This is a genomic window from Nostoc commune NIES-4072 (assembly GCF_003113895.1).
Taxonomy (GTDB): Bacteria; Cyanobacteriota; Cyanobacteriia; order Cyanobacteriales; family Nostocaceae; genus Nostoc; species Nostoc commune.
Genome location: NZ_BDUD01000001.1, coordinates 6,228,451 through 6,255,261, shown reverse-complemented (window position 1 = coordinate 6,255,261; position 26,811 = coordinate 6,228,451). Strand labels below are relative to the sequence as shown.

Here is a 26,811-nt window from a genome sequence, read left to right as displayed (position 1 = left end):
ATCGTAAACTTGGAATTTATATACTACATTCGTATTACAAACTAGTCAAGTGCTATGGATTAAATCACTCCTTTGGAGTATTAGACAATTGTGCAGGGATAAATTCTAGGCGATAGCGATAGAGAGCAACTGGTCGAGAACCAGTTTTAAAGTAATCTGGATCTTGGGGTGAAAGGTAGACAGCAGTAACTTGATCTGCCTCAATTGCCGGATTAGCTGTTGGAAGTTTATGATAAGCCGTGGTAGATTCTACAGAGTTTAAATAAGGGCGTGAACCGCCTTTGAATAGTTGTTGAAACACTTCCGTAGTGATGAATTTGTCATCAGGGGTAGTTTCTGTAGCCCGTGCAGTCACAATGGAAACTAGTTGACGGCTGCTACGCAAGAACGTAATCTGACGATTAGGTGAATCTGGATCTACTTTGACTAATAACACAGCTTCATTCCCTAAATAAGCTCTTGCCAAATTCAAGCTATTAAACGCTCTATCTGCTACTAAAATTGGGGATTTTTTCTTTATCTGAGGTAATATCTTTAACCCAGTAATAGATGGTTGCTCTTTGACAAATCTTACTACAAAACTCACAGGCTGATTTAATTGTCGGCGATTACCTTCAAATCCTGGAGTTACGATTTCTGGTGCTAAAGGTGCAGCTAAATCTACTAAAGTACTTGTAACTTGCCAAGTACCAGCCATCCATTCAGGATAAACCAAATCTCCTGAAGCCGGTTGTACGGAAGTTAATTTTTCCCATTGGGGAAAATTTGCTAACCGTTCAGACAACTCTCCTGCAAAAGCATCGCCACCCCACAAAAGGAATAAAAGCAGCAAGCAAAAACTCCAAATCGCCTTTATTGTAAGCATTAGCAGTTTTGTATTTAACGTTGATTATTTATCGATTAAAAATTAAGTAAGTTTGTGTAAAAAATTAAAACTTTGTAGTAAGATATTTTACCTTACAATCCCAAACTATGGTGACAGCATGACATTGGCACTAGGCATGATTGAAGTTTATGGCGTTCCCACAGCAGTGGAAGTGGGAGATGCTATGTGTAAAGCTGCCCGTGTAACCCTTGTTGGTTATGAAAATACTGATTTGGGACGGATTACCGTGTTAATTAGGGGAGTTGTGGGCGAGGTAAATGTGGCGGTGACAGCAGGACTAAAGGCGGTGCTGCGAGTTAACGGCGGTGAGGTGATTTCTTATCATATTATTCCCCGTCCTCACGAAAATTTAGAATATGTTTTACCGATTCATCGCAGCATTAATGTGGAACAATTCGGTGCAGATATCCGATTTCCTGCACCCCTATCAGTTTAGCTTTAAATTTCTGCTGGTAAAGGCTGCCAAACTTCACCATACTTCTCTTTTAAAGTCTGCCAAGCTTCTACCTGTCCGGGTTCATATTCGCCAGGTTTACCCCATTGTAAAAATAGGCTTAAAGCAGGCTCTTGTTTATCATCTAAAAACCGAATAGCATAGGTTGTAAAATTTCCCCTCTTCGCTTCACCTGTTTCAAATTTCACCTGAGTGATTTTGTCCATATTCAAGTGAAACTCAAAGCCTTCAGTATGCATATTCGCATATTTACCTTTGGGTAATTCTGCATAAAATAACTTTTCTATTTTGCCTCGTGCTTCTAATACAGCAGCACTGCTAGTAACAATTAAACGCAAAGTTCCTAAAGTCTCACAAGCTTCTAAAAATTCTTTCAATGTTGTGGCCATTTGTCATTTGTCCTTTGTCATTTGTTATTTGTCGTTAGTTAAACGATGAGTCCTAATTAATGCCCCATGCCCCATGCCCCATGCCCCATGCCCAATTCCCAATCCCTATTTTTCATATTGTTCATAAGCAGCAACAATGCGCTGAACCAAAGGATGGCGCACAACATCTTTTTGGGAAAATTCGCAAAAGGCAATGCCTTCAACGTGTTTTAAAATTTGTAAAGCCACTCCTAAACCCGATTGTTGATGAAGTGGTAAATCAGTTTGTGTCATGTCGCCTGTAATTACCATCCGAGAACGGAAACCCAAACGAGTCAAAACCATTTTCATTTGAGCGGGTGTAGTATTTTGCGCTTCATCCACAATTACAAAAGCGTTATTGAGAGTGCGTCCCCGCATATAAGCGAGTGGTGCGACTTCAATTACACCGCGTTCCATTAAGCTGGGCACTTTTTCGGGGTCGATAAATTCATAAATAGCATCGTAAAGTGGGCGAAGATAGGGATTAACTTTCTGCTGTAAGTCTCCAGGCAAAAAACCAAGTTTTTCACCAGCTTCGACGGCAGGGCGAGTTAAAATTAGCTTTTCAAACTCGTTAGCAAGGAGTGCTTGCACGGCGACAACAACAGCGAGATAAGTCTTACCAGTACCAGCAGGCCCAATACCAAAGGTGAGATCGCGTCTACGGAGTGCATCGATATACTGACGCTGGCGGAAGGTTTTGGCACGGACTTCTTCGCCCCGGCGACTTTTGGCGAGGACGTTTCGCTGTAAATCTTGCAGTTCCCCTTGCCGATCGCTATCTATGGCTTGACGAGCTGTTAAAATATCGGCACTGGAGATAGTATTGCCTTTAATCCAGAGGTCTTCAAGCGATCGCACTAATCGAGAAGCCAGGTCAATTTGCCCTTCGGTACCAGAAATCACTAATTCCTGTCCGCGTAGCACTAAAGTGGCTCCTGTTTGCCGAGATAGCATTTTGAGATTTTCTTCTCCATCTCCCCCAAGAGCGATCGCACTGGTAATATTGGGCAGCTGAATTGTTAAGGCACCTGCCATAGTATTTCTTAATTCGTGAGGATCTGTGTTTGACAAAGGTTAATGTTTTTTCGCCCTTAGCGAAATTACGTTTTTATTATTTACATTTTGAAAAAATCTTTGCAATAAATTAATTGGCTGTAGGGGCGTACAGCTTTGTGCCCCTACAGGTCAAAAAGAGGAAAAGGGGGAAGGGCGGGGAGCTGTCGGGAATTCCCATACATGAATGTATTGGATCTGAAGTAAGGACGTATTATTTCTCGTGTTACACATCTCGAAATAAATACTTTTACTTTTTGCATAAATAAATTTATTTGCTCTCTAACCCTTGTGGCAGGGTAATTCCAGTATTTTTCTCCCTGCCCCCTGCCCCCTGCTCCCCTGCCTCTTAGGTCTTTACAAAAATTCTGAGCGGAGGTAACTACAACCGCTCAGACTTGCTCTCTAGTTTGAAACTAGCGGAGGCGGGGTTTAACAATGGGTTTAGGCCCATCATTTCCACGCGGTTCTCTCCTAGTCGGTGGTGGCGATCGCTCTTCTGTCTCTTCATCAAAAGACATGCCTTCGCGCCCCGGCGTAGTGCTGCCGTAGATATCCAGATATACTGATTGCCCAGTAGCGGCGGCGGCGGCGGCAATTACTGTACGAATCGCCTGAATATTGCGTCCCCCTCGACCAAACACTTTCCCTTTATCCGTGCTTTCAAAAGCGATGCGAATCCAAGCCCGGTTGAGGGCCTGAGAAATTTCACAATCGACGCTTAAAGTCTCTGGAGATTCCAAAAACGGTTGCACTAAAAACCGAACCAGCCCAACATAGTTGGGACTAGCTGTTGGGGATATTGTTCTCGAATTATGATGCGGCTGTAGCTGTGGCACTGACCTGTTCAAAAACATTGGCTTTTACTAAAATGCGACGGACGGTGTCAGTGGGTTGAGCGCCTTGTTGTAGTCGCTTGACGATACCGGGAACGTCTAGTCGCACTTCATCGGTTCTAGGGTTGTAGAATCCCAACTCTTCTAGGGGACGACCATCGCGGCGAGCGAGGTTGTTAATGGCGATAATGCGGTAACTTGCTTCCCGCTTTTTACCGTATCGCTTTAAGCGCAGTTTAATCATGGTTGAAGAATCTATTCTCCTAATTGGTTAAGTATGCCGAAATGCTAATTTTAGCACTGGTCTAGCATTTGGTGCTATTAGTCATTTGTCATTAGTCATTTGTCATTAGCAAATTACCAATGCCCAATAACTAAAGATTGCCAAAGCCTTTTTTCTTTTTATCTTTGGGTTTTTTCTTTTTCGTGGCTGGGGCACCGCCATCATAACCTCGCCATCCAGGGGCTGGGGGACGATTGCCTGCGCCTGCGAAGGCGTTGCCCATGCCGCCACCGCCGAACATTCCTGGCATTCCAGGGAAGCCACCTTGACCCATTTGCTGCATGAGCGATCGCATTTTTTGGAAATCACCCACTAGTTTAGTCACATCTGACTCTCTATAGCCAGAGCCAGCAGCAATCCGCCGCCGCCGACTGGGAGAACTGGCTAATAAATCGGGGTCATGGCGTTCTTGGCGAGTCATGGAGTTAATCATCGCCTCACAGCGTTTGAGCTGGGTTTCTCCTTGCTTGAGCTGATCGTCTGAGAGCTTGTTCATCCCTGGAATCATCTTGATGAAGCCTCCCAGAGAACCCATGTTCTTTAGCATCCGCAACTGCTTGAGAAAGTCAGTAAAGTCAAACTTCGCTGACAAAATTTTCTCTTGCATTTTCTCAGCGTCTGCTAAGTCAAACTCTTCCTGGGCCTTTTCTACCAGGGTCAGCACATCGCCCATTCCCAGAATTCGGGATGCCATGCGATCGGGATAAAACGGTTGCAGTGCCTCGACTTTCTCTCCTACACCAACAAACTTAATCGGCGCTCCCGAAATCTTTCGCACCGAAAGTGCTGCACCACCACGGCTATCACCATCCATCTTGGTAAGAATCGCGCCAGTAATTCCGATCTGCTCATGGAAGGTACTGGTAAGATTAGCTGCCTCTTGACCAGTCATCGCGTCCACCACTAACAGAGTTTCATGGGGTTGGACTGTTGCTTTGATGCGGGCTAATTCCGCCATCATATCTTCGTCAATTTGCAAACGACCAGCAGTATCAATAATTACTGTATTTACACCTTCTGCTCTTGCGCGTTCTACACCTTGTCGAGCAATTTCTACGGGATCGGCATTGCTTCCTAGTTCAAATACTGGTACGTCAATTTGCTTACCTAACGTCACCAGCTGGTCGATCGCTGCTGGGCGATATACGTCTGTCGCCACCAATAAACAGCTACGATCTAATTTTCTCAAATGTAAGGCTAACTTAGCGGTAGCTGTGGTTTTACCAGTACCTTGCAACCCAGCCATTAACACAATAGTAGGCTGTTCCTGGGCTTCTGCGATGGGAACATTTTCTTCTCCCATCACCTGCACCAATTCATCGTGAACAATTTTGATGAACTGTTGGTCAGGTCGCACGCCAGTAATCACCTCGGCTCCCTGTGCCTTAGCTTCGACTTCGCTAATAAAATCTTTGACTACCTGGAGATTGACATCTGCTTCCAACAAGGCGCGGCGCACTTCGCGCAATGCATCTTGAATGTTGGATTGAGAAATTTTGTCCTGTCCCCGCAGTTTTTTCCAGGCGGCTTCTAAACGGTCAGATAGAGCATCAAACATAATGTAATTACAGGTAGTTCGCCAATGAGGAATTTTGAACCGCCGATGAATGCGATTCCGAATTTCCGTTAAAGTTTAAACGTGCTATCTACCAGCTTAGTATTTTTCACCCCGACTGTAGCAACCAGATACCTACCTTTATAGAAGATTGAGCTTAAAGTACAATGAGGGCAAGAAGGGCTATTGTACAGCGAGAACCTACACCACATATCGCTATGACTAGCAACACACTGCTTCAACCCACAGAAATCATCCACCTATCGGGTATCAGTTGGCAAACTTATGAAAACTTGCTAACTGAACTTAGTGCTAGTCGCCGCCTCCGGCTTACTTACAATCGAGGTACTTTAGAAATCATGGTTCCTTCACCTGAACATGAAAGTTATAAAAAAATTGTGGGTCGATTTGTTGAAACTTTAGCGGAAGAACTAGAAGTTAAGATTCAGCCCCTTGGTTCTACTACTTTCAAACGTCCAGAGCTGAGTGGTGCAGAACCAGACGAATGCTTTTATATTAAAAATGTCAAGTTTATTAAGGGCAAAAAAAGAATTAATTTGCAACAAGATCCGCCGCCAGATTTGGTAGTAGAAATCGATATTACTAGCAGTTCTAAAAATCGCTTTGAAGTCTATGCTGATATGGGTGTGCCCGAAATCTGGCGATATGATGGCAATTCTTTTAGTATTAACGTTTTACAAAATCAGCAATATCTATCTGTTGAACAGAGTTTAGCATTTCCCAATTTGCCATTAACAGAGATTTCTAGGTTTTTAGAGCAGGTGGGAGAAAAAGATTATTTAGAATTAGTTAAAGAATTTCGTCAATGGGTTAGAAGCCACATTTAATACTAAAATTGCGAGTGAATTTAGACAGATGTCGCAGCGAATCAAAGTATATTCATACTCGATATACCACTCGGCAAATTCATACATTGGTGTTGCTCTTGCCAAAAAAGCATTGGAAGGCTTACCTGTTGATATTGAACGAAGACCAATCTATATACCAAAAGAGCGAGGTATAAAGGTAGCTGATTTACAAGGACGAAGTGAAAGCGCTTTGTTATCGTCGTATCACACAGAAGATTGTTTGCGGTGGGCGAAAAAGTACGGCATTGAAATTCGGCTCAAGGAACTTGAAGAATTTGGTAGGTGGGTCAAGCGTTGGGAGAAAATGAAATTTGGTCGGGAAGAACTTCCTGCGAGAGCGTATTATGCTGCTTGTGGAACTGGGAAGGAGCATCTGCTGGATGAAGCTTTTTTTCGAGCGACGTATATCGACCTTCTTGATGTTAACGATGAGTCTGTGATTAGGAAAGTTGCAAATGATGTTGGGTTGAATGGCGATCGCATTCTTGAATTGATCCACGGGGAAGAAGCAAAACTTGCAGCAGTCGTAGCCTTAGCAGAATACGAACAGTTTGGCTGTCCCGGAGTCCCGACTTGGGTAGTTGAAGGCGAGAGATTTTGGGGAAAAGATCGCGTTGATTGGGTTGTCGAAAAGGTAAAGCAATTATCTTAACTCTTCCTCAACGAGTCGTTGGTTTTGAACGTTGTTGTTGGTAAAAACGGACAACTTTTTGCACATACTCAGCAGTGAAGCCTTTGTTACAACCTGTATAGCTACCAGTCATCCACCAACAAGCTGCACCACGCACAGATGCAATTTCATTATTGTTCGTGGCGGCAAACTGATTAGTTAATTCACGGCGCGTGATACAGGATACAACTTGGCGAGCGATCGCAGGGCTGTTTTCAAACTGCGTCGGTGTCAGTTCTCGTTTGAGACAAGTTCTTGACCAGCCTTTGAGGGTTTCTGGTTTAACTTGCCATTGGCTGTAATATCCATCGTTGGGATTTTTGGTCTGTGGTGCAGCTTGTCGCAATGCCTCTACCATCGCCGCAACTTGGGTATCAGAAATCGGCTGCTGTGCTTGAGCTGGCAATAGTCCGAAGGTGACAATAACTCCGTTGAGTAGTAATCCTATGGGTTTTTTGATCATAAGATAACATCCTATGTGTTTACGCTATCAATTAGCAAGGCATGATGTACAAATTAGGAACCTACTAAATTTTCTATGGTATCGGCATCATTTGGTAATGCGGCTGTTAAAACTTCGCTACCTTCTGCGGTAACTAAAACATCATCTTCGATGCGGATTCCGCGCACATCAGCAAATTCAGATAAACGCTGCCAATTCACTACATTTTGATATTTTGAGCGAACATTGGCATCATTTAAAATTGCTGGTACTTGATAAAAACCAGGTTCAATTGTGACTAACATTCCTGTACGCAAAGGACGATTTAAACGGAGGTAGCCTAAGCCAAAGCGATCGCTCCGAGAACGTCCCTCTTCATACCCTGCTAAATCACCCAAATCTTCCATATCATGAACATCTAAACCTAGTAGATGACCGATACCATGAGGGAAAAACAGCGCATGGGCATCCATTTCTACTAAATCTTGAGGGTTTCCTTGTAAAATGCCTAACTCTACTAAACCTTCAGCTATAACCGTAGCAGCTAGCAAATGAATATCCCCATACTCTGCGCCAGGGTGGATTTTGGCAATGCAAGCATCATGGGCTGCCAGCACAACATTATAAATATCTCTCTGGGTAGATGAAAACTTACCAGAAACTGGCCAAGTTCGAGTTACATCGCCTGCCCAACCCGTCTCAGTTTCAGCACCAACATCAGCAAGTAATAAGTCACCTGGTTGTAGGGGATGGTGATACTGTTCATTATGCAAAACTTCACCGTGAACGGTGACAATACTGTTATAGGAAGTTGTCATATTGTGGGCAATAATTACCCCTTCCATCGCTGCCCGAACTTCTGCTTCTAGCTTGGCTTTAGGTGTTGCTGCCATACCAGCTTTGTGTGCTTCAACTGTGACAGCAGCAGCTTTTTGCAACTCGGTTAATGCAGCTTCATCATGAGTGAGGCGCAGAGAAACGATCGCCTTAGCTAACTCCAAGTCAATTCCTTGGGGAGGACTTTGTGGTAATACCCATCTATTTAATAGCTGCGATTGTTGCGTCCAAGTAGCTGCATCTTGTACAGCAAGTGTGGCAGCATCTTCTACCCAAGACTCTAATTCTGCCATTGGCCCTGCCACATCCGCTCCAATCTTCTGAGCTATTTCTTCCCGCGTTGGCATTTTTCCATGCCAAAGAGCGCTGCTGGGTGATGGATCGTCGATAAATAGTTCTAGTTTGCCGCCTTCTAAACGAATTGCTGCATTTGATAATGGCAGTCCAGCAAAATAGAGGAAATGACTGCTAGCGCGAAACGGAAAGAGATTTGCAGGAAAGTTGCGCGGACTGTTGCTACCTGACCACAGAATTGCTGGAAAATCAATGAGGTTGGCTAATTGTTGCCGTCGGTGGCGTAAAGTATCGACGAGGGAAGTGGAAGTTTGTTGAATTAGCATAAATAGAAACTCAAAGAGAAGGATAAAGGTTATATATAGTTTTGCCTTTATTTAGTCGTTATCATCTTTATCGTCTTTATCGTCATCGTGTTTATCATTCTTGCGATCGCTATCTTTGTCGTCGTCATCTTCATCGTCGTTCTGCTTTATCTGGTTAGGCTGTTCGTTAGGTTGTACGGCTGGTTTTTGTTGCTCAGGTGGAGCAGATGGCTGCGGTACCTCAACAACACAACTAACTAATCCTCCAGAAATTAGCGCTAAGTTGACAGCAGCAAAGATGCTTCTGAAGATTTTTATGGTCATGTTTCCGTTTTGCTTTGACATTGACCCCAGTTTTTGGAGATTGTATTCCTAATTTATCAGGTACTGTATATGACGGTTCTCATTTGGATGTAACACGCGTGCTAGCACAACTGTGCTACACTACAAATGATGCACCGCCTAATAATAATGATAAATAAAGGCATAAATATCTAATGCACTTCTAATAAATATAATGCTGTCTAATTTTCAAGGTGACTCTAATGGGACAAACCATTACTCAGGTTGATGCTTTTACCAATATACCTTTTGCAGGTAATCCTGCTGCTGTCTGTGTTTTGCCTACTCCCCAAGAGGAACGCTGGATGCAGAATGTAGCGCAGGAGATGAATTTATCTGAAACAGCTTTTCTAATTAGACAGGATGATGGCTTTAACCTGCGTTGGTTTACGCCTACGGTAGAAGTACCGCTTTGTGGTCATGCAACTTTAGCTAGTGCCCATGTACTTTGGTCAGAGGGACATTTGTCACCTAATGAAGTTGCGCGTTTCCACACTAAAAGCGGAGTGCTGATTGCTAAGTTGCAAGGTGAGTGGATTGAGTTAGATTTTCCTGCGAATCATTCACAAGAAACAGTCGCACCGCAAGAACTCAAGGCTGCTTTGGGTATCCCATACAAATCTGTTTTCTTGAATTCCTTGGGCTATTTAGTGGAATTGGAATCTGAAGATTTGGTACGGCAAATACAGCCAAATTTCCAAATACTGAAAACATTGCCTACTTCGGAGATCATTGTCACCAGCCTCACCCACCCTGATTCTGAATATGATTTCGTCTCTCGCTTCTTTGCACCAGGTTTAGGGATTGATGAAGACCCTGTAACTGGGGCGGCTCATTGCTGTCTCGCTCCCTTCTGGCGCGATCGCTTGCACAAAGATAAATTATTGGCTTATCAAGCATCCAGTCGCGGTGGCGTGGTGAAGGTAGATTATAACGGAGGCGATCGCGTCTTTCTGAGCGGACAAGCGGTAACTGTTATGCGAGGCGAGTTAATTACCGCATAAACCTAATATTACAAATCAATCGCATCTGCTAAAAACTCAGCATCAAGAATTTGGGCAATGTAATAAGGACACTCCACTGGAAACGTATTTATTGGTAAAGCAAAACTCCGTCGTAGCTGTTGTGAACTTGCTACGGCGGAGAAAGGAAAAATTAAAACGCTAAGAGTGAGCAGGCTAAATGCTTGCATCACAAGGATAGAAAGAAAGCAAAAATGAAGAAGTAAATTTACCTTTTACTTTTTACCTTGTACATTTTACCTAGTCTCTCTCGGCGTTTCCTACTGTGCTAGATGTGCAAAATATATAGTTTTTACTTGAACAGAAAAGTATTATAAGGATCATTTTTTATGTATTATCTTAAAGGCTAAATACAAACAATTCACTAAAAAAGGTTGATGTGCGACCATTTAGGCGATCGCTACGGAAATTCAAATAAAAAATAAATAAAAAATTAAATTTAGTAGAATTACTCTAGTGAATCCCCAGTCGCCATCGGTTTAATCATGACTTGATCAACCAAAATTGGCTAATAACTATAAAATTTGCATAACAACTAGTGTCATATCATCAGTGTTTTGCTTATCAGCACCAATGAATTGCTCAACTTGGTCAAATAGGTAATCCACAATCTCCTCTGGGCCATTGCAATACTTGCAAGCCGTATTAAAGCCAGCGACAAAGTTATCTTCATCGAAGCGATCGCCACTAGCAGCAGCAGCATCAGTCAAACCATCTGTATAGTAAATAATTGTATCCCCAGGCTCTAACTGTGCCTGGGCATCTTCATATTGGCTGTTAGCATCCAAACCGATTAACATTCCTAGAGTATCTAAACGGCTGACAGTTTTCGTGGCTGCGTGCCACCACAAGGGAGGATTGTGCGCCGCATTGCTATAAGACAAAATTCGGCTGTGGGGATTATATTCTGAATAAAATAGCGTTATAAAGCGGTGGGAATTTTCTAAATCCGCATACATAACTCTATTTAAGTTTTGTAGAATTCCGGCAGGGGAATTACCATGTAGTACTTCTCCCCGTAACATTCCCCGCATCATCGTCATAATCAGCCCAGCTGGGACACCTTTACCCATGACATCTCCAATAACCAAACCCCAGCGACTATTTTCCGTGCTGCCTTTGGTCTTGGGCTGAATCTTATTGTGATTGGTAGCAATAAAGTCATAGTAATCTCCGCCGACGCGATTGGCAGGTTTACAACGTGCCGCTAAAACTGCACCAGGGATTGTGGGACATTGACGTGGCAAAAGTCGCCGTTGAATTTCTGCGCCAATTTCTAGTTCTTGGTCTAGACGTTCTTTTTTTCTTAGTTCTACAGCTAGTTCATCGTTTTCGATCGCAACAGCTGTTTGGTCTGCTACCAACCTAACTAACTTTTGCCTGGTTTCTGTCCAACTATATTCTGGATCGCGGCTCAATACGTAGAGCCATCCCCGTTCTGTATGCTTCACTAGAATCGCCGTACCAAAGATTTGTACATCTGGCCCCAGATAGCGATGCATCTGATCATCTAAAATCCCCGTGGCATTGGCTAAAGGCGCAGCATTGGGCAGAAGCGTGATTTGACTGCTGGCTATTTCTAGCGCTTTGCGGATATTTTTTCGCTGGCCACTATCTTGCCAATGTAACTGCTCTAATCTTACTTGACCATTAGGTTTGTAGAGAAACAGAGCGCTGCCGTCTGCATCTGTCACTCTAGTTGCCATCAGGGGGATCAGTTCCAAAAACTGATTTAAATTATTGAAACTTCTTAGGGCAAATCCTAAAGAACTGAGCAAATCTTGAATTTTGTTCTGTTCCCGGTGCAACCTTGCCACGAGTTCTTTTAGTGCTACGACTGGTGTGACATCTGTCGCGGCACTACTATTGTTGTCAATGGGTTGAGAGGGCAGTTGAGACACAGGCACAGGTACTATTGCACTTTATATTGGCAGATTTTAGATTACTTATAAATCTTTTGGCTTTGGCATTGCTAAACCATATTTAGATAAGACTTGTCACTTTAGCAAGAGTATAAAGACGTAACAAGCAACTTTTATCAGTATTTTATTTGCTTATTGTATTTCTGATGGAATATTTGTGATTTCAAATCATGTATTTTTAGCCAAAAACCAATCCGTAAAAATTACTAGTTTCATTGAGAGTTAAGAAAGCTTTTTATTTTTTCATAACTTAATTACCAAAGCATATCTCTAAAGTCATAAAAATACTTTATTCAAAGAATAATTTATAACGCTTTCAGAGTAATTGTTTGGGCAGAGGCAACTAGGAGAGGAGAATTTTTTTGAGTGAAAACCCGGATTACTAGAGAAAATATTTGTAGATACTTTCGCAAGTAAGAGATGAGAATACACCTGGAAGTGTTGAACCAGCTTACTTACAGCAATTCGCTTTTTGAGTCCACAGTGGACGATTTTGCGAAGTTCTGATGGTCGGAAGCTGTCCTTTTTCTAATGTCGGCATTGGGCAAACAGATGATGCTCGTACTTTTACTCTTAAGTAAGTTACGTGCAGTGTGCAGTTCTGCCAACTCGCTAACGCAGTTCCTTCGATCTAAGAATACAAGTTACCATAGCCAACACCAATCACCTGCAAAGGTAAACCCCCACAGTGCTGAACTTTGTGCTGGCTCCCCAACGCACTACTCACCGTTCTGCTGTCCATCTTGCAATAGTTTTATTTGCGGGGATGAGCGTCTCGCTTGCCCTTTAAACACCTTGCTGCAAGATGGAAGCTTCGGAGGTTTTGTGTGTTGCGTTTATGCCCATTCAAAGCGTGAAAAAAGGCACTAGCTTGAAATTTTAGCAAAAGTTATCCATTTATTGCGACAAACTTATGATTTACAAGAATTGATCTGTTTCTAATGAGTTCAAGTGATAATACCAGATCAGTAATCCCTAAATTTATCAGTTGTCAAGAAAAATATTGAACTCCAAAATTTTCAGTTAGCCGCTCAAGAGAGCTTCGACAAACTCATAGCTAGAAAAGGGGCGCAGGTCTTCAATTCCTTCACCAGCACCAATAAAGCGAATGGGTAAACCTAGCTGTTGCACAACGGCAAGGGCAACACCACCTTTGGCTGTACCATCGAGCTTGGTTAAGACAACGCCACTCAGTTGGGCAGCTTGGGAGAAAACTTCGGCTTGCCGCAGTCCATTTTGCCCTAAAGTGGCATCTAGAACCAAAAGAGATTCTACTTTGGCATTTGGGGCTTTTTTGTCGATAATTCGCCGGATTTTGCTAAGTTCGTCCATTAAATTTTTCTTGTTTTGCAGACGCCCAGCTGTATCTACCAGAAGTAATTCGGTTTGACGTGCTTGGGCGGCTGCGATCGCATCAAACACAACTGCTGCCGGATCTGTATTCTTTCCCGGATTGGAAATTACTTCTACACCACTTCTACTACCCCAAACCTTCACCTGCTCCACGGCGGCGGCGCGAAAGGTGTCTGCTGCCCCAATCAAGCATTTATAACCAGATTTTTGTCCCAGATGGGCAATTTTGCCAATGGTGGTGGTTTTACCGGCACCATTCACGCCAGTGATTAACCAAATATTTAAGGTTTCTTTTTCTGGGGTAAAGATAGTTTTGTGGGATGCCATGCTTGGTGCATCCAACATATCCCGGAGAATCTTTTTCAGATAAGCGATCGCTTCTTCAGGTGCAGTAACTTCTTCTCGAAGTTTTGTCTGTAGGGCATTGATAATAAAGTCTGTTGCTTCTACACCCACATCAGCTTGCAGGAGCAATGCCTCAATTTCTGTTACAGCAGCTTGGTTTAGCGGCCCTTGACCAACGATCGCCTTCAGTTGGTTAAGAATGCTACGACGAGTTTTATCTAACCCTTGCCGGAGCTTTTTGAGCCAAGTAATTTCTTCAATAGAAACGTCTTCTGGACTTCTACCTTGAGCTGCTAAAACTTTCGCCGACCAGACAAACCCATCATCAAATACCAGTCCAGGAATTTCCTCTCCTGTCTCTGAAGTTGCAGCTACTGGCTGTACTACCTCTGGTTCTGGAACTTCAATGGCGGTGGCCATTAGTTGTTCCAGCTTGGCTTGCCGTTCTGCCGCCGCCCGTTCTAAGAAAGATAGTCCTGTTGGCTGTGTTGCCTCTGACGTAGCTACTGGTTCGGTGGGCGTTGGTTCAGCTTCATTTGCCGTGAGTTCTGGGCTGGAGACATCTGGCTCTTGGGCAATTGCTGCTACTGAGGAATTTTCAGTACTTTCTTCCTCAGTAGTAGCTTGGATAACTTCTGGCTGTGCTGTTTCTATGGTTGTACTAACAGGCTCCTCAATTGCTTCTGGTTCGGTAATTTCCGCAATTGTTGTTTCTGCGGTTTCCGGTTGTGCTGATACTGATGAGGCTTCTGCTGAATCAGCCGGGGTTTCTACTACCTCTGCTTGTTGTTTTTGCTGAATATTTTTGTAAGCAGCTTTAGCAAACGCTAACAAGTCTGTTGTTGTGTCTGGAGCAGTTTCAGCAGTTGCTGTTAATGTTTCGGCTGGCTCTGGCTGAGGTTCTTGTGCAGGAGAAGTTTCTTCCTGTTTTTTATCAGAGGGAGTGTCAGAGGAATCGTTATATTTACGACGGAACCAATTAAAAACCATTGCAGCAGTATTGGTTATATGAGTTATAAGTTATAAGTTATGAGTTTAATTTAACTTGGGGCATTGGGCATCGGGCATTGGGCATTGGTTTAAGTTAATTCCCCTGCCTCCCCTACTTCCCCTGCTCCCCCTGCTCCCTCATCCCCCTCACTTTGGCAAGTCAAAAAAGCTATGCTGTCTTTTTCTGCTCAGTGACTCGGCGCAGAACACCGTTAATAAACCGATGACCATCGTCTCCACTGTAGCGTTTGGCTAGTTCCACAGCTTCGTTAATGGCGATACTGTCTGCAACTCCTAAGAACTTCATTTCAGCCACAGCGATTTGCAAGATATCGCGGTCAATTTGGGCGAGGCGAGTTACTTGCCAATCTACTAAGGCAGCAGAAAGGAGTTCATCTATAATTTGTCGATTTTCGTTGACGGTAATTACAAGCTCTTTAGCGTAATTACGGACTCCCTTATCTTGATTAGCTAACTGAATCAATACTGGAAAATCAACTGCCGTACCCAATTGATTGATTGCTGTCTGGGTGCAGGCGATCGCTTCTTGAAGCATTGTTCTAGCAGTATTAAGATCGGAGGCGCGAGTTTGGCTACTTAAAAGGCGATCGTTACTGCGTTGCAGTTCACCTGCGGCATTATCGAGGGTATCTTGCACTTCTGAGGTCAAAGTACGTACTGCTCCTAGCACCAACTTGGATACTAGTTGATCGTCTTCCAACTGATCTAATTTTTTTGGGTTGACTGGCAATTGGCTAAGGCTTAGAAGTGCCAATTCACGAGCAATTTGCTGGGGTTTACGAGGTTGCATAAAACTGAGGGGTGATTAGGTAAGAACTGATTAACTATACGGGGCAAACTTACAATTATATCAACTTTGGTACAGTCAAATAACAAGATTACTCTAATAAGGTACTGGGTACTAGGAAAGAAATTATTTTAAGATTTGTTTAAGGTATGAATCCCCATATTCATCTTCCCCAGTCCCGAATTTAACTTTCTTCAACGGGAATAACCTGCTGCTTGATTTCGTTGTGTTTCCCTTCTAGCGTGGACTCTTTGGGGAAAACCAAGGGCGTATTGGGGGCGACGATGCCACCTGATACAACTATTTTAAAGGCGTCTTCAATGGACATGGAGAGGTTTACTACTTCATCTTCAGGAACTACTGCGTACCATCCGGTAGTCGGATTGGGCGTAGTCGGTATAAAAACACTTAGCACGGGGCGAGGCATCTGGGCTTGGATATCACTGCTGATTACACCAGTAACAAAGGCGATCGCCCAAATTCCTCGACGGGGATACTCTACCAAAATTACCCGGCGAAACTTGCCATTAGAATCTTTTAATATTGTTTCTAAAAGCTGTTTAAGGGTTTTGTATACCTGTCCTGCTAAAGGAATTGCTTGTAATAATCGCTCACCAAAATCTAACAACCACCGCCCAGCAATATTGCGAGCCATCAAGCCCATCAATAAGATACTTAGTAGTGGTACAGCCAATCCTACTAATAAATTCAGTAAATTTACTACAATTGGGTTTAACCCATCAAAGGGATTCAGTTGTTTGGGAATTTGGGTGAGGAAGTTGATTACCCAAGTGGCAATGGTAATCGTTAGCCAGATAGTAGTTGCTAGGGGAATTACTACCAACAAACCAGCGATCAGGTCGTTTTTTAAGTCCTGTTTTAGGCGATCGATTACCAAGCCCCGATTCTCCTGTTTTAAGCTAGAGGAACTTTTGTTATTGGTATTCATACCAGCAGATTTGTCAAATTCCGAAGACTTTAACTTTAGGCAGTTTCTACCGCAAGTAACTGTCCAAAACGCTAGCAGCTTGGCTGCTGACGCAAAAACAAGTACTTGTTGCTGAAAATCAGCTATTTTCCTACAAGCATACACATAGACATTAACCAATCTGATACCGACTGGTTATTTTAAAAGGATGTTACTTTTCTTTGTAAGACTTGTAAACGATTGTTGCAAGTCCTTAGGTATTACTAATCTACCGCGCTCAATCAAAAGCTGCTCATGATTGTGAAAGTACGAGCGGGTAAACAGAGGAATTATTTTATCTGGTCAGTTGAGCAGGAGAGGCTTTTATGAAAATGTTCTGGTAAAAATATTAATTTATAATTATGGAAGTTTTTGTTTAAATGTAAGACCGCCTATAGTATTACATCTGTGCTACCATACTTCTGAATTTTGCGATCGCTTACCTGTTCGTCGTGGGCGATCGCTGCTTCAAATTTTACGCTACATCAGCCTGTGTCGTTTCAGAATCCACGCACTGTAACTGTTGTGTACTTTCCTGTGCCAGAATTTCTGTTGCGTCTAAATTAGGTTTTGGTAAATACTTCATTTCCCAGACTTTGAGCAAAATCAGATATTCGTAGAATGCCTGCAATGTACACCAAGCAAATCCGGCGCGTCCATCTAAACATCCGCCTAAAATAAAATACATATATACAAACCGTAGTAACGGCCTGGCGGGTAAACGCAAAGACAAATCTTTCAAGGCGCGGCGTCTTTCTACTTCCGATTTGCCAAAGAATAAATCTTGCCAGTTGACCTTTCCCTGTTCTAGTTGATATAGCGTTTCTTGAGCTTCGTCTGTAGAATAACGGTTATGCTTGTCAATCCAGCGACTCAACCCTTTGCTACAAGTGTAGTGTGGGTATGTCTCTTTTAAAAAGCTAGTTGCACCCTCACAAACTTCCCGTTCAGTATGACCATAATCTGTAAACCAGACCTTACCGTGGCGAAAGAGGCGCATTTGGTAACGGGGATACTGGGTGCTGTAGCGAATCCAACGATTCATGAACATGACACGTTCAGCCACGTAGTAACCGATGTAGTCAAGACTCTGACTTGCCTTTTCGCATTCAGCGAACAGTTCTGGTGTCATGCGCTCGTCAGCTTCGAGAATGTAAACCCATTCGTGCTTCGGAGGGATAGACTCTAACATCCAGGTGCGTTGGCGACCGTGGCTTTCAAAAGCGTGTTGAATGACGCGGATGGGATAGCGACTAGCGATTTCCACAGTGCGATCGCTACTGCATGAATCCACAACAATGATGTCATCCGATAGCATCGCCGATTCGATACAAGCAGCAATATCTAACTCTTCGTTATATGTCAGTATGTAAATTGAGAACATTACCTAAGTTTTATAGCGATTTTACTGAGTAATAATTGCGTTTTTATTGTTATTAGCTATTAGGCGTATGGCAGTATAAGCCTTTAAACGTCCTACTGCCATACCGATAATGGATTAGCGTGCAGCCGCTCTAGGTTTACCACCTTGTACAGCACCGCTACCTTTTAAACCTGTCCAGCCGATGATAATGTAACCAATGGACAACAGTAAACTGCTAATCCCAATTCGCAGTCCAGACTTCCAAGCAGTATCTTTAGCTTGTTTCTCTGCTTCGTCTCTGCGCTGGCGAACTTGGCTTAGTTGTTGAGTTCGCAGCGTCTGAATATCTGTTTGTTGTTCAATAGCTTTGTCAAGTACTTGGGGATTTGTTTTAGCCTTCGTTAGCAACTCTTTAATATTTGCAGGAATTTGAGGGCTTTCAATCGCTTGCTTATATTTTTGGTCATCTTTGAGGATTTCACTAAACTGAGCTTTGGTTTGGGTTCGCAGTTGATCTAGTTGAGCTTTTCCTTGCTCAGTATTCAGTTGTGCTTGCAATTGCGAAAACCGATTGTTCAGTTGAGTTTCTGCCTGATCTCCTTCTTGGGCAATGCGGTTAAGTGTTTGAGCCTTAGCTTGATTGACGTTATTGAGGTGCAGGGGAAAAATCAGCAAGAACATCAACCCTAAAATACTTGAAAGGATCACAGCAGGAAATCTTAAATCGATACCTTGGGGGCGATCGCTTGCTGCATCAGCACTGTCAATCCAATAGGCAGCAAACAGCAGCCCCAAACCGACTAGAGGCACAATTCCCCGATCAACTAGCGCTGTTGCCAAGTTAATTTGCCATACTCGATCAGTCGGTTGAAAGGGTAACAACAGAATCAAAAAGTCAACAAAAAACGACAAAATGCAAATTATTCCAACTACCTTAAGTGTGAGGGCAGTACTCACGGAAGTAAAACGGTTAACCATAGTTTTTGGAACTGGCGGTGAATACGAGTGATTTTCATATTTCAAGCTACTTGAATATTGTGCCTATGACCGTGACTATTGTATAGAAACACAAAGCAGATTCAATATTGCTAAAGGCTATCTGCCTCTTGGTTTTCAACTAGGCCAGAGTAACATTTGTTATGTACAGTGTCTTCAGAAAATTATAGTATTTTAAAATACAAACGTGATGCGGTTCTGTAAGAAAAGACTGATTAATTACCCGATTTACCTTATTACAGTTCTTAATCGGTCATAATATACGTATTTTGTAGGAATACACACATGTGCATTTTTATCAACTTAAGGTAAAAGTTATGTCCCGCAAGGAACTGAACTTCCTTGCTAATAGCAAAAGTCATCTCTTGATGACTAAAATATACCCAAAAATCTTTAGTCTACTTGAGTAGACTTTAGCTATTAGCCTTGGAATTTATTCCCAGGCGGGTGAGGAAGCAATACGGTTCAGTTAACAAAGTTATCTTTTGAGGCAAGCAGTTCTTGAGCAGGGGGAGTAGAGTTGCAGGGGAAGAGAAATTGCTACTTTCTTTCCTCCCCTGCTTATCCGAACCGTATTGGGTGACGAAGCCAACAGTTAAGCTATTTCTAGCTTCAATTGACACCAATGATAAATGTGCGCCCCTAGTGGCTTTTGCATCCATATAAAAATCGCTATACTCCCTTATTTTTCCATCTCCCTTGCAAAAGCTTGTTCCCAAATTGGCAGATCCTCCGGTCGGTCAACATCAGCTAAAGACAACAAGTTCACGTATGATAAATTAAGTTTCTCAGCAATTTCCACAGTTTTCTGGAATACTTGAGCAGTTCCCCACTCGATGTTAACGAATAACTCCGGGATGGGTTGGCGCAACCCAATTAAGTAATATCCACCGTCGATCGCAGGCCCAAGTACTAAGTCAAAGCTGTGTAACTTTTCAAAGGCTGTCTCTAAAATCTGAGCATTGACTCCAGGACAATCTGTACCGATGATAATTACTTTTGTGGCATCAGATTCAAAAGCCTCGAAAAGCGATCGCGCCATCCGCGAACCTAAATCGCCTTCACCTTGAGACTGGTAAACCAAATCCAACCCCAGCCAGTCTTGCATAAGTTGCGAATCCCCACCTGTAAATCTCACTTCTACAGATATGGCAATGGCTTTTTGCAATTCTTGAACCTGAAATATTGTATGTTCAGTCATTTCCCGTTGAAGATTGGCAGCACCAACAGTTCCCAAAGCAGGTATTAGTCTAGTTTTAGTCTTCCCTGGTTCTGGATAACGAGTGAAAATAATCAGGTGCTGTTTTGAGATTGTTGGTAAGTTCAGCACACAATACCTTATTTGAATAAACTAAAAATATCTTAATAGCAATACTTACCGTTTTCGGCTGTGGTATGGTCTTTTTCCATTCGCATTGCTCCTAAAATCGTAGAAACAACAACACAACGTTTAGCTTTACCACCATACTTGCTTGATAGTGTTATCCGTCCTAATGGCGGTTGTCTGACATTACCTCTGTGATCAAATTGGATTTGTCTGATGCCATTTGACTCTGATAGGGTTGTTTCTGCATCTAAGCGCACATTGAAATTGAGATTATTCCAGTTAGCGTTAGATGGGTTGACTGTGGCAGGATGAACCGCCCATTGAAGAATACTGTTTTGTTCCCGAAAGCTGGCTTGCCAAGGCAATTTTTCCTTAGTAGCTTGGCTTTGGGCTTGGCGCATAGCATAATAAACCTCGTTTTGGGCAGAGTTGAGGTGGCGATTCTGCACAAAGCCTAGCCAGTTGGGTATTGCCAGCGTGGCTAATATACCAATTAATAAAACAACTACTAAAGTTTCTAGTAGGGTAAAACCACTGCTGGAGTTTTTATTCAACAGATTTTTAGAATTAACTAGAAACAGTAACTGCACTCTGATATCCATTTTTGTTTTCTGATCGCTTTTCAATTACCCAACCGTTGAGCAATGTTTCAACTTCTTGCCTTCTTACTTCGCGCTGGTTAGTAATATTGTCTAACAAGCTAGGCATTATAAGGATTATGACTATTTTCAGTAATAGTTTTAAAGTGAAATTTATATTCTGAAGTTTTAAAGGGTCATGAAGAAAATACTTCCATAAAAATATAGCGGCTGCTAGACCTTTTTTGTTGTTCAACGGCTTTTGTAGCGCTTTACAGGTCAAGTATTTGTATAAATTTGCTAGGCTTGTATTCCAATTATGCTTTAGTGTTGAACGTGCAGAAGCATCTCGTAGATAAGAACTTTGCTTGTAAGCTCTTTTAAGTACTTGCAGGCAGGATTTTTCCTGTCTGACAAGATTAGAAGAAACTGAATTAGCACTTATGCGATATAAGATTTGTACAGATGGCACACATACAAAATCAAACTGAAAAGCTAATCGCAGCCACATATCCCAATCCTGAGCCGCACTTAGAGATTCGTCAAAGCCACCTAATTTAGTTAAAGCTTTTCTACAAATTAAAGGATTAGAACCATTCTCTAGAAAGTTATTTAATAACAAACTTTCATAAACATTTCCATTTAGATTGACGCGCTTGCCTGAAAGTATAAATTCCCCATTTGCATTAATATAATCAGTCCAACTGTAAGCAACTTTTGCAGTAATATTTTCTTGCAGAGCCTTTAACTGAGAATGAAGTTTATCAGGTGTCCAAAGATCATCTGCATCTAAGAAACTAACAAATTCTCCAACTGCAAGGTGTAGCCCTCGGTTACGGCTGACGTTTCCGCCAGCATTGGGGTAAGAAAATACTTTTATTCGTGAATCTTGAATTTCTGCAATAACTTCTATTGTTGAGTCTTGCGAACCATCATTAATTATAATTAATTCTAGATCAGAAAAAGTTTGATTTAAAACAGATTGGATTGTATACTTAATAGTCTTTTCACAATTGTAAGCAGGGATGATTACAGAAATCTTCGGCAATTTTCTGCTAGTAGATTTAATCATTGCTATATGGCTATTTTATTTTTTAATACTTTGCCTAAATTACATTTAAAGTAGTAAAAAGGACTCATCATACTAGCTAAATAAAACTCCATCTCAAAAAGTGGAATTAGATTATTTTTAAATTGCCCTCTATATCGAATGAGATGTTGTAATACTCGGCGTAAATTCCCCAAGATAGTTTTCACAAAAACTATCGGTTTTTGCCAATTTTTAGTATTTATCAAGCGTAACTGAAAAATACACAATCCACAGCCGCGTGCCAACGTTAAGAGATAATCTTGCTCAAGTCGCCAATGCGGTATTTGATGATAAGTATGCATGGTAGGGTTATACCAAATTTGCCAACCTGCATAATGTATATAAAGCAATGGTTCATAGTCATCACCCTGTACCAAAATACCAGGTAACTTACCACTTAAATTAGGTTGTTGTGGTACATTTTCAAGCCATACTTTTGTTCTAACAACAAGCGCCGCACCAGGAGGAAGCCTTAAATTGTCAGCATCAAATAAATGTGGATTTGAGCCATGTTCTCTAATAGCTAAAAAAGCTTGAATTCTTTCAAAATTTTCTGGTGGCTTGACTTCAAAATCACCATGAATTTGTCCACTCCAAGCACCTGCTTGCGGATGCTCCAATCCAAATTTATATGCTTCTGATAACCAATCAGGTGCAGGTAAGTTATCATCATCTAAAAATGCGATTAGCTGCCCTCTGGCTTCACGTACTGCCCGCAGTCGTGCAAATGCTGCTCCTTGTTCGGTTTCTAAAAAATATCTTAAATGACAGTTTCCATTAAATATTTTTTGGTAATTCTGGATGATTTCAGATGTATTATCAGAACTATTGTTATCTACAATAATAATTTCCCAGCTAAGTTGTTCTACTCCTGTCTGGCTTAATAGTTTATCTAAAATTTTAGGTAATCGAGTTGCTCCATTATATGCAGGAATGGCTACGCTAATGTCTAAACTTTCAACTGTTAGTTCAGTCATAATACTTGGTTGTTTGATAATTTATTTTTTTTTAAATATCCATTTTTCCAAAGATAAAAAGGGCTAATAAAACTACTTAAAAAAAGTTCCATTTCGCAAGCAACTACTAAATCTTGCTTTAGCTTAAATCGATATTTGAGTAAATGTAAAATAATTTTACGCAAGTCATTTATCATATAAACTAAAAGAGCAACTGGCCTATATACATGTTTTATAGTTACCATTCTAGTTACATATCGGCTAAGTCCAATACCTCGAAAAAATGGAATTAAATAGTCTTTTTGCAATCGAGAGCTTGGTATTTTATGAGAAACTTCCATTTCAGGGTTATACCAAATCTCCCATCCTGTTTTTTGGATATAAGACAACATTTCTAAGTCTTCACTGGTAAGCATATTGCCTTTAACTCTACCAGTTAAAATCGGCTTATCTGGTACACTTTCTAACCAAGTTTGTTTACGAACAACAAGTCCAGCACATGGGGGTAATAATTTTTTACTTGCTTCATATAATAGCGGTAAATTACCTCGCTCTGTAATTGCCAAGAATGGAGCAATGCGCTGAAAGTTTTCTGGTGGTTCTATTTCCCAGTCAGGATGAATTTGGCTGCCATAAGCGCCCGCCTTAGGATACTTTTCACCAAAAGCAACAGCTTGGGATACCCAATTTGATACTGGGTAATTGTCATCATCTAGAAAACCTATGAATTTACCTTTAGCTTCTACAACTGCCCTTTTTCGAGCATAAGCTGCTCCCTGCCGCGCTTCAAAGCAATACTTTAAAGGATAAGGACACCGCCAATTTTGTTGATAGGTTTGAACAACTTTAGCTGTGTTATCAGTGCTGTTGTTGTCTACAACTATAATTTCCCAAGTTAAATTTTCGGTGTGAAGTTGGTTTTGTAGCCGTTCTAGTAGTTCAGGCAAACGACTTTCACCGTTATAAGTTGGGATAGCTACAGTAAAGTCAAGGTTTTCAGTCATTTGACAAAAGGGATATTTTGATTAGGACGCTTTTATCTGCTCAACCAATAGCTAATTTATCAGCGATTATTTTATTAAATCAACTCTCAAACATGAAAACTGCACCTGATGTTTTAATTTTGCGATCAATGTGCAGTTTTATATACAGTATTACTACGTATTTTTATAAAAAATTACTATAAAAACTACTTAGTCGCAGTTGGGAGAGCCTTTTGCTGTGATCATTGAGCCTAAGAGAGTTTTCACAATGACGCATCGCTTTATGCTACTAGCCGATGTAGAACTTGTAGAGCTTGGTACTGCTATCACTATTTTTAACCCAGGTGGCTCTGTTGAAGGGGCTGTAGGTGTTCCAAAGTATGGAGTTGGTAAAGTCAAAGCCCCCATATAGTCAAAAGTAATTTTTATTGGTGTACTTAAAGTATAGGATACAGGAGAATTAGTAGTAGAATTGGCAGTGTTTTCGCCACTGAGATTTGCACCTAGCAGTAATTTATTAGAGCTGACGCCTACATCTGCCCCTAAAGGTTTCCATGTAGGGCTTGCAGCATTGGTATTATAAACAGCAACCTCTATATTTTGGGTTGTGGTATTTTTCTGAAAACTGACAGTATAGCTAAGTTTTTTGTTTTTAGCTTCGCGCTGTCCTTCTTGGAGTGCGGCTAAAACGGCATCGTTAGCCTTACTTACCTTCTGTCTATTTACAAAAGCAACCCAACTAGGAGTTGCGATCGCTGCTAAAATTCCAATCATCACCATCACTACGATTAATTCCAGCAAGGTAAAGCCAGCATCTTGTTGGGTGCATCCAGAAGCACAGCGTAGTTTATTAATTAAAAATCGCTGTTTACTGGTTTCATTTCTACTGTTTGGGTTAAATAACTTCAAACTTAACTTTCCCATAATTTGCTGCCATTAATTAATTCCTTAAATTTTCAGCACTTATTTAGTAAATAAGTATCCGCGTCCTTGCACCCGTATACTTGCACTTGGAAAATAAGTTTTGTTGGTATTTATGTAATTAAAGTTATTGCTTTGTAAACGTGCAAGTGCATTGCCTCGTAAAAAGACCTGGGCTGTTGTGTTAACTCTATCGATACACGCATAGAAACCAGTCATTTTGCTAGTATTACGTGTATTAAAGCTAGTAGTATTTGGTGATACTTTCTGCCATGTATTGTTATCAGTAGGACATGTTGCCGCAGGTGCTGGTGTTGTGTCATCAGTTTTGGTTTGATCAATAAAGTCAACAAGTACTGTAGTATCGGCAGTATAATCTGGTGTGGCTTTTACCCAAGCATTCATCTTGTCATTAATAGTGCCTACTCCATCCAGCTTAAATAGGGTAAAACCTGGACTAGGACAATTACCACTAATATATTTGCCAGTATAGCCAGTACAATCAACACCAGTACTAGCTGGTACACCATCCTTAATTTGCCATCTCGCAATCCGAGCTGCATTAGACCAAGTAGAACTAGAAGTAGCGTCTTTAATTAAATAGTAGGCAACCAATGAGTATACAAACGTATCATCTTTTTCGGTTCCTGTAATTGTAAGCGCTTGATTAACTAATTCTCGTTTCCAAAAGACAAGAACAGGGACTCTATCTGTTGCGCTCGAATTAGGTAATTGATTTTTGATAGCTTCAATCCCGTCAGCATCATAAAGATAAATTGCCTGTTGTAAATCACGGGCAATATAATCTAGCGCAGCTTGAATTTCTTGCTCAGAATTTGCCTTTGCTTGCTCCTTTCGGTCTGTGTCCATAATGTTAATCATGAATCCTAGCAACGGAGTAATGATCAGGAATGCCAGAAGCATGGCAATCAACAATTCAATCATAGTAAAACCGTTAACTTGCTGAACTAGCCTAGAGCGTTTTAGCTGGCTTTTGAGTAAGAATTTTAGTGTACTCACCATATTGTGGTATTCTTTTTAGTGATAAATGCACAGTGAGCATCGCATAATCTGAAACTGCCTAGTTTTTTACTGGCAAGCTTGATTTGTTGCAGTACCCAGTCGTCGGCATAAAGCCTGAAAGGTAGTGTTAGTGTTGCCAATGTCGGTTGTCATTTCGATTAATGGTGCTTGGCGATCGCCTAATCCACCAGTGAATGTTTTTTGTCTATTTTTAGTAGTATCTGTGCTAGCTTTGAGAGTTTTGCTAAAGTCAACATCTGCCCGATAGATCCGAATTGCCAGACGATAGCCATCATTAGCCCCAGTACTTTGGACAATTCGACCTGCTTGAATGTAAAACTGATCGCTTGAACAATCTGGATTACTAATAGTGCCATTCTTATTGAAACAATACAGACCAGTTGCCGATGTGGGAGTAGGCATATCTGTAACATTGTTAATTAAATAATCTTGTGGTCTACCTGTTATTGCTGATATAGCTGGTGTAGTTGCTGTAGCTGGTGTACCTGCGATATCTGAAACTCTTCTAGGTGCAGCCGCAGTTGGAGTTGCAAGTGTAACTAGTGTACTTGGCACTGTAGTAATAGCGCCAGTTCTGATGCCATCAATGAATGCTTTTGTTGCTTGGGTTGCAAGTTCCACTCGTCGAGATTGAACGCGGGTTGCTGTTGAGATGACGATCACAGGTGCGATCGCTGCTAATAAAATAGCAACCACAACTATTGCTACCAACGACTCAATAATTGTAAAACCAGACTCATCAGCAGGGTGGATTTGTTGTTGTTTATGCTTAATCATTGCTAATTGCCAGCTTTTGAGATTTGATGATGGGGAACTATAGCGGTTCTCACTTGGGTACAGCACAGTTTTAACCTCTCTCCAAACCTCTCTCCTAAAAGGAGAGAGGCTTTGAGTCTTACTCCCCAAC

Annotated in this window: 28 protein-coding genes; 4 read left to right on the top strand and 24 right to left on the bottom strand. The window is 41.7% G+C overall.

Annotated elements, in window-relative coordinates; genetic code table 11:
• Positions 1-64: 64 nt before the first annotated feature.
• A complete protein-coding gene (locus tag CDC33_RS27815) occupies positions 65-865 on the bottom strand; it encodes a DUF6816 family protein (protein WP_109011674.1) in 801 nt (266 codons plus the stop codon).
• Positions 866-983: 118 nt separating this feature from the next.
• Between CDC33_RS27815 and CDC33_RS27810 the strand changes: the two genes are divergently transcribed.
• Complete coding sequence (locus tag CDC33_RS27810; RefSeq protein ID WP_109011673.1) at positions 984-1,322, top strand: carbon dioxide-concentrating mechanism protein CcmK; 339 nt, start codon at positions 984-986, stop codon at positions 1,320-1,322.
• A gap of 2 nt (positions 1,323-1,324) precedes the next feature.
• Here the strand turns inward: CDC33_RS27810 and CDC33_RS27805 are convergent, their stop codons facing one another.
• From CDC33_RS27805 to ffh, 5 genes are all read right to left on the bottom strand, one after another.
• Entirely contained in the window at positions 1,325-1,729 is a 405-nt protein-coding gene (locus tag CDC33_RS27805; protein WP_109011672.1) for a ChuX/HutX family heme-like substrate-binding protein, read from the bottom strand.
• Between the two features lie 105 nt (positions 1,730-1,834).
• Positions 1,835-2,788 (bottom strand): PhoH family protein, encoded by a 954-nt coding sequence (locus tag CDC33_RS27800; protein ID WP_109011671.1) that lies wholly within the window; start codon positions 2,786-2,788, stop codon positions 1,835-1,837.
• Between the two features lie 434 nt (positions 2,789-3,222).
• Positions 3,223-3,663: a KH domain-containing protein gene (locus CDC33_RS27795; protein WP_109011670.1), complete on the bottom strand. Its 441-nt coding sequence runs from the start codon at positions 3,661-3,663 to the stop codon at positions 3,223-3,225.
• Positions 3,620-3,886, bottom strand: a complete 267-nt coding sequence (gene rpsP, locus CDC33_RS27790; protein WP_109011669.1) for a 30S ribosomal protein S16 — start codon at positions 3,884-3,886, stop codon at positions 3,620-3,622. Before rpsP ends, CDC33_RS27795 begins: the two co-directional genes overlap by 44 nt.
• 130 nt (positions 3,887-4,016) lie before the next feature.
• Entirely contained in the window at positions 4,017-5,483 is a 1,467-nt protein-coding gene (gene ffh / locus CDC33_RS27785) for a signal recognition particle protein (protein WP_109011668.1), read from the bottom strand.
• Positions 5,484-5,698: 215 nt separating this feature from the next.
• On the opposite strand from ffh, the gene CDC33_RS27780 reads away from it, so the two are divergent.
• Positions 5,699-6,328, top strand: coding sequence for a Uma2 family endonuclease (locus CDC33_RS27780; RefSeq protein WP_109011667.1), 630 nt, complete (start codon positions 5,699-5,701; stop codon positions 6,326-6,328).
• Positions 6,329-6,356: 28 nt separating this feature from the next.
• On the top strand, positions 6,357-7,001 hold the full coding sequence (locus CDC33_RS27775; RefSeq protein ID WP_109011666.1) for a DsbA family protein: 645 nt from the start codon (positions 6,357-6,359) through the stop codon (positions 6,999-7,001).
• Positions 7,002-7,008: 7 nt separating this feature from the next.
• Here the strand turns inward: CDC33_RS27775 and CDC33_RS27770 are convergent, their stop codons facing one another.
• Genes CDC33_RS27770 through CDC33_RS27760 form a run of 3 tightly spaced genes read right to left on the bottom strand, consistent with a single transcriptional unit; the run spans position 7,009 to position 9,221 of the window.
• Complete coding sequence (locus CDC33_RS27770; protein WP_181374152.1) at positions 7,009-7,482, bottom strand: hypothetical protein; 474 nt, start codon at positions 7,480-7,482, stop codon at positions 7,009-7,011.
• 53 nt (positions 7,483-7,535) lie between these two features.
• Complete coding sequence (locus CDC33_RS27765) at positions 7,536-8,918, bottom strand: aminopeptidase P family protein (RefSeq protein WP_109011665.1); 1,383 nt, start codon at positions 8,916-8,918, stop codon at positions 7,536-7,538.
• A gap of 51 nt (positions 8,919-8,969) precedes the next feature.
• A complete protein-coding gene (locus tag CDC33_RS27760) occupies positions 8,970-9,221 on the bottom strand; it encodes a hypothetical protein (RefSeq protein WP_109011664.1) in 252 nt (83 codons plus the stop codon).
• 221 nt (positions 9,222-9,442) lie between these two features.
• On the opposite strand from CDC33_RS27760, the gene CDC33_RS27755 reads away from it, so the two are divergent.
• A complete protein-coding gene (locus CDC33_RS27755) occupies positions 9,443-10,243 on the top strand; it encodes a PhzF family phenazine biosynthesis protein (protein ID WP_109011663.1) in 801 nt (266 codons plus the stop codon).
• 8 nt (positions 10,244-10,251) lie between these two features.
• On the opposite strand, the gene CDC33_RS27750 is transcribed toward CDC33_RS27755, so the two are convergent.
• The 15 genes from CDC33_RS27750 to hpsB form a co-directional block, all read right to left on the bottom strand.
• Positions 10,252-10,431: a DUF29 domain-containing protein gene (locus CDC33_RS27750; RefSeq protein WP_146195864.1), complete on the bottom strand. Its 180-nt coding sequence runs from the start codon at positions 10,429-10,431 to the stop codon at positions 10,252-10,254.
• A gap of 345 nt (positions 10,432-10,776) precedes the next feature.
• Entirely contained in the window at positions 10,777-12,168 is a 1,392-nt protein-coding gene (locus CDC33_RS27745) for a PP2C family protein-serine/threonine phosphatase (RefSeq protein ID WP_109011661.1), read from the bottom strand.
• Positions 12,169-13,206: 1,038 nt separating this feature from the next.
• Complete coding sequence (gene ftsY / locus CDC33_RS27740) at positions 13,207-14,871, bottom strand: signal recognition particle-docking protein FtsY (protein ID WP_109011660.1); 1,665 nt, start codon at positions 14,869-14,871, stop codon at positions 13,207-13,209.
• Positions 14,872-15,040: 169 nt separating this feature from the next.
• Positions 15,041-15,682, bottom strand: a complete 642-nt coding sequence (gene nusB / locus CDC33_RS27735; RefSeq protein ID WP_109011659.1) for a transcription antitermination factor NusB — start codon at positions 15,680-15,682, stop codon at positions 15,041-15,043.
• A 181-nt stretch (positions 15,683-15,863) separates the two neighbouring features.
• Positions 15,864-16,628, bottom strand: a complete 765-nt coding sequence (locus CDC33_RS27730; protein ID WP_109012733.1) for a DUF502 domain-containing protein — start codon at positions 16,626-16,628, stop codon at positions 15,864-15,866.
• Positions 16,629-17,121: 493 nt separating this feature from the next.
• Positions 17,122-18,030, bottom strand: coding sequence for a glycosyltransferase family 2 protein (locus CDC33_RS27725; RefSeq protein WP_109011658.1), 909 nt, complete (start codon positions 18,028-18,030; stop codon positions 17,122-17,124).
• A gap of 114 nt (positions 18,031-18,144) precedes the next feature.
• The gene (gene hpsJ-B / locus CDC33_RS27720; protein WP_109011657.1) at positions 18,145-18,987 is read right to left on the bottom strand and encodes a hormogonium polysaccharide biosynthesis protein HpsJ; all 843 of its coding nucleotides are present in this window, start codon (positions 18,985-18,987) and stop codon (positions 18,145-18,147) included.
• A gap of 700 nt (positions 18,988-19,687) precedes the next feature.
• Positions 19,688-20,335, bottom strand: a complete 648-nt coding sequence (locus tag CDC33_RS27715; protein ID WP_109011656.1) for a TIGR04282 family arsenosugar biosynthesis glycosyltransferase — start codon at positions 20,333-20,335, stop codon at positions 19,688-19,690.
• A 32-nt stretch (positions 20,336-20,367) separates the two neighbouring features.
• A complete protein-coding gene (locus CDC33_RS27710) occupies positions 20,368-20,934 on the bottom strand; it encodes a pilus assembly FimT family protein (protein ID WP_109011655.1) in 567 nt (188 codons plus the stop codon).
• Positions 20,900-21,982, bottom strand: a complete 1,083-nt coding sequence (locus tag CDC33_RS27705; protein WP_109011654.1) for a glycosyltransferase — start codon at positions 21,980-21,982, stop codon at positions 20,900-20,902. The genes CDC33_RS27710 and CDC33_RS27705 overlap by 35 nt, the downstream gene beginning before the upstream one ends.
• Before the next feature lie 2 nt (positions 21,983-21,984).
• Positions 21,985-22,977 carry a hormogonium polysaccharide biosynthesis glycosyltransferase HpsE gene (gene hpsE / locus CDC33_RS27700; RefSeq protein WP_109011653.1) on the bottom strand — a complete coding sequence of 331 codons (993 nt, stop codon included), beginning with the start codon at positions 22,975-22,977 and terminating at the stop codon, positions 21,985-21,987.
• Positions 22,974-23,960, bottom strand: a complete 987-nt coding sequence (gene hpsE, locus CDC33_RS27695; protein ID WP_109011652.1) for a hormogonium polysaccharide biosynthesis glycosyltransferase HpsE — start codon at positions 23,958-23,960, stop codon at positions 22,974-22,976. Before hpsE (CDC33_RS27695) ends, hpsE (CDC33_RS27700) begins: the two co-directional genes overlap by 4 nt.
• Before the next feature lie 189 nt (positions 23,961-24,149).
• A complete protein-coding gene (locus CDC33_RS27690) occupies positions 24,150-24,863 on the bottom strand; it encodes a pilus assembly FimT family protein (protein WP_109011651.1) in 714 nt (237 codons plus the stop codon).
• 39 nt (positions 24,864-24,902) lie between these two features.
• Positions 24,903-25,883 (bottom strand): hormogonium polysaccharide secretion pseudopilin HpsC, encoded by a 981-nt coding sequence (hpsC, locus tag CDC33_RS27685; RefSeq protein WP_244919366.1) that lies wholly within the window; start codon positions 25,881-25,883, stop codon positions 24,903-24,905.
• A 66-nt stretch (positions 25,884-25,949) separates the two neighbouring features.
• Complete coding sequence (gene hpsB / locus CDC33_RS27680) at positions 25,950-26,747, bottom strand: hormogonium polysaccharide secretion pseudopilin HpsB (protein ID WP_369694362.1); 798 nt, start codon at positions 26,745-26,747, stop codon at positions 25,950-25,952.
• Between the last annotated feature and the right edge of the window lie 64 nt (positions 26,748-26,811).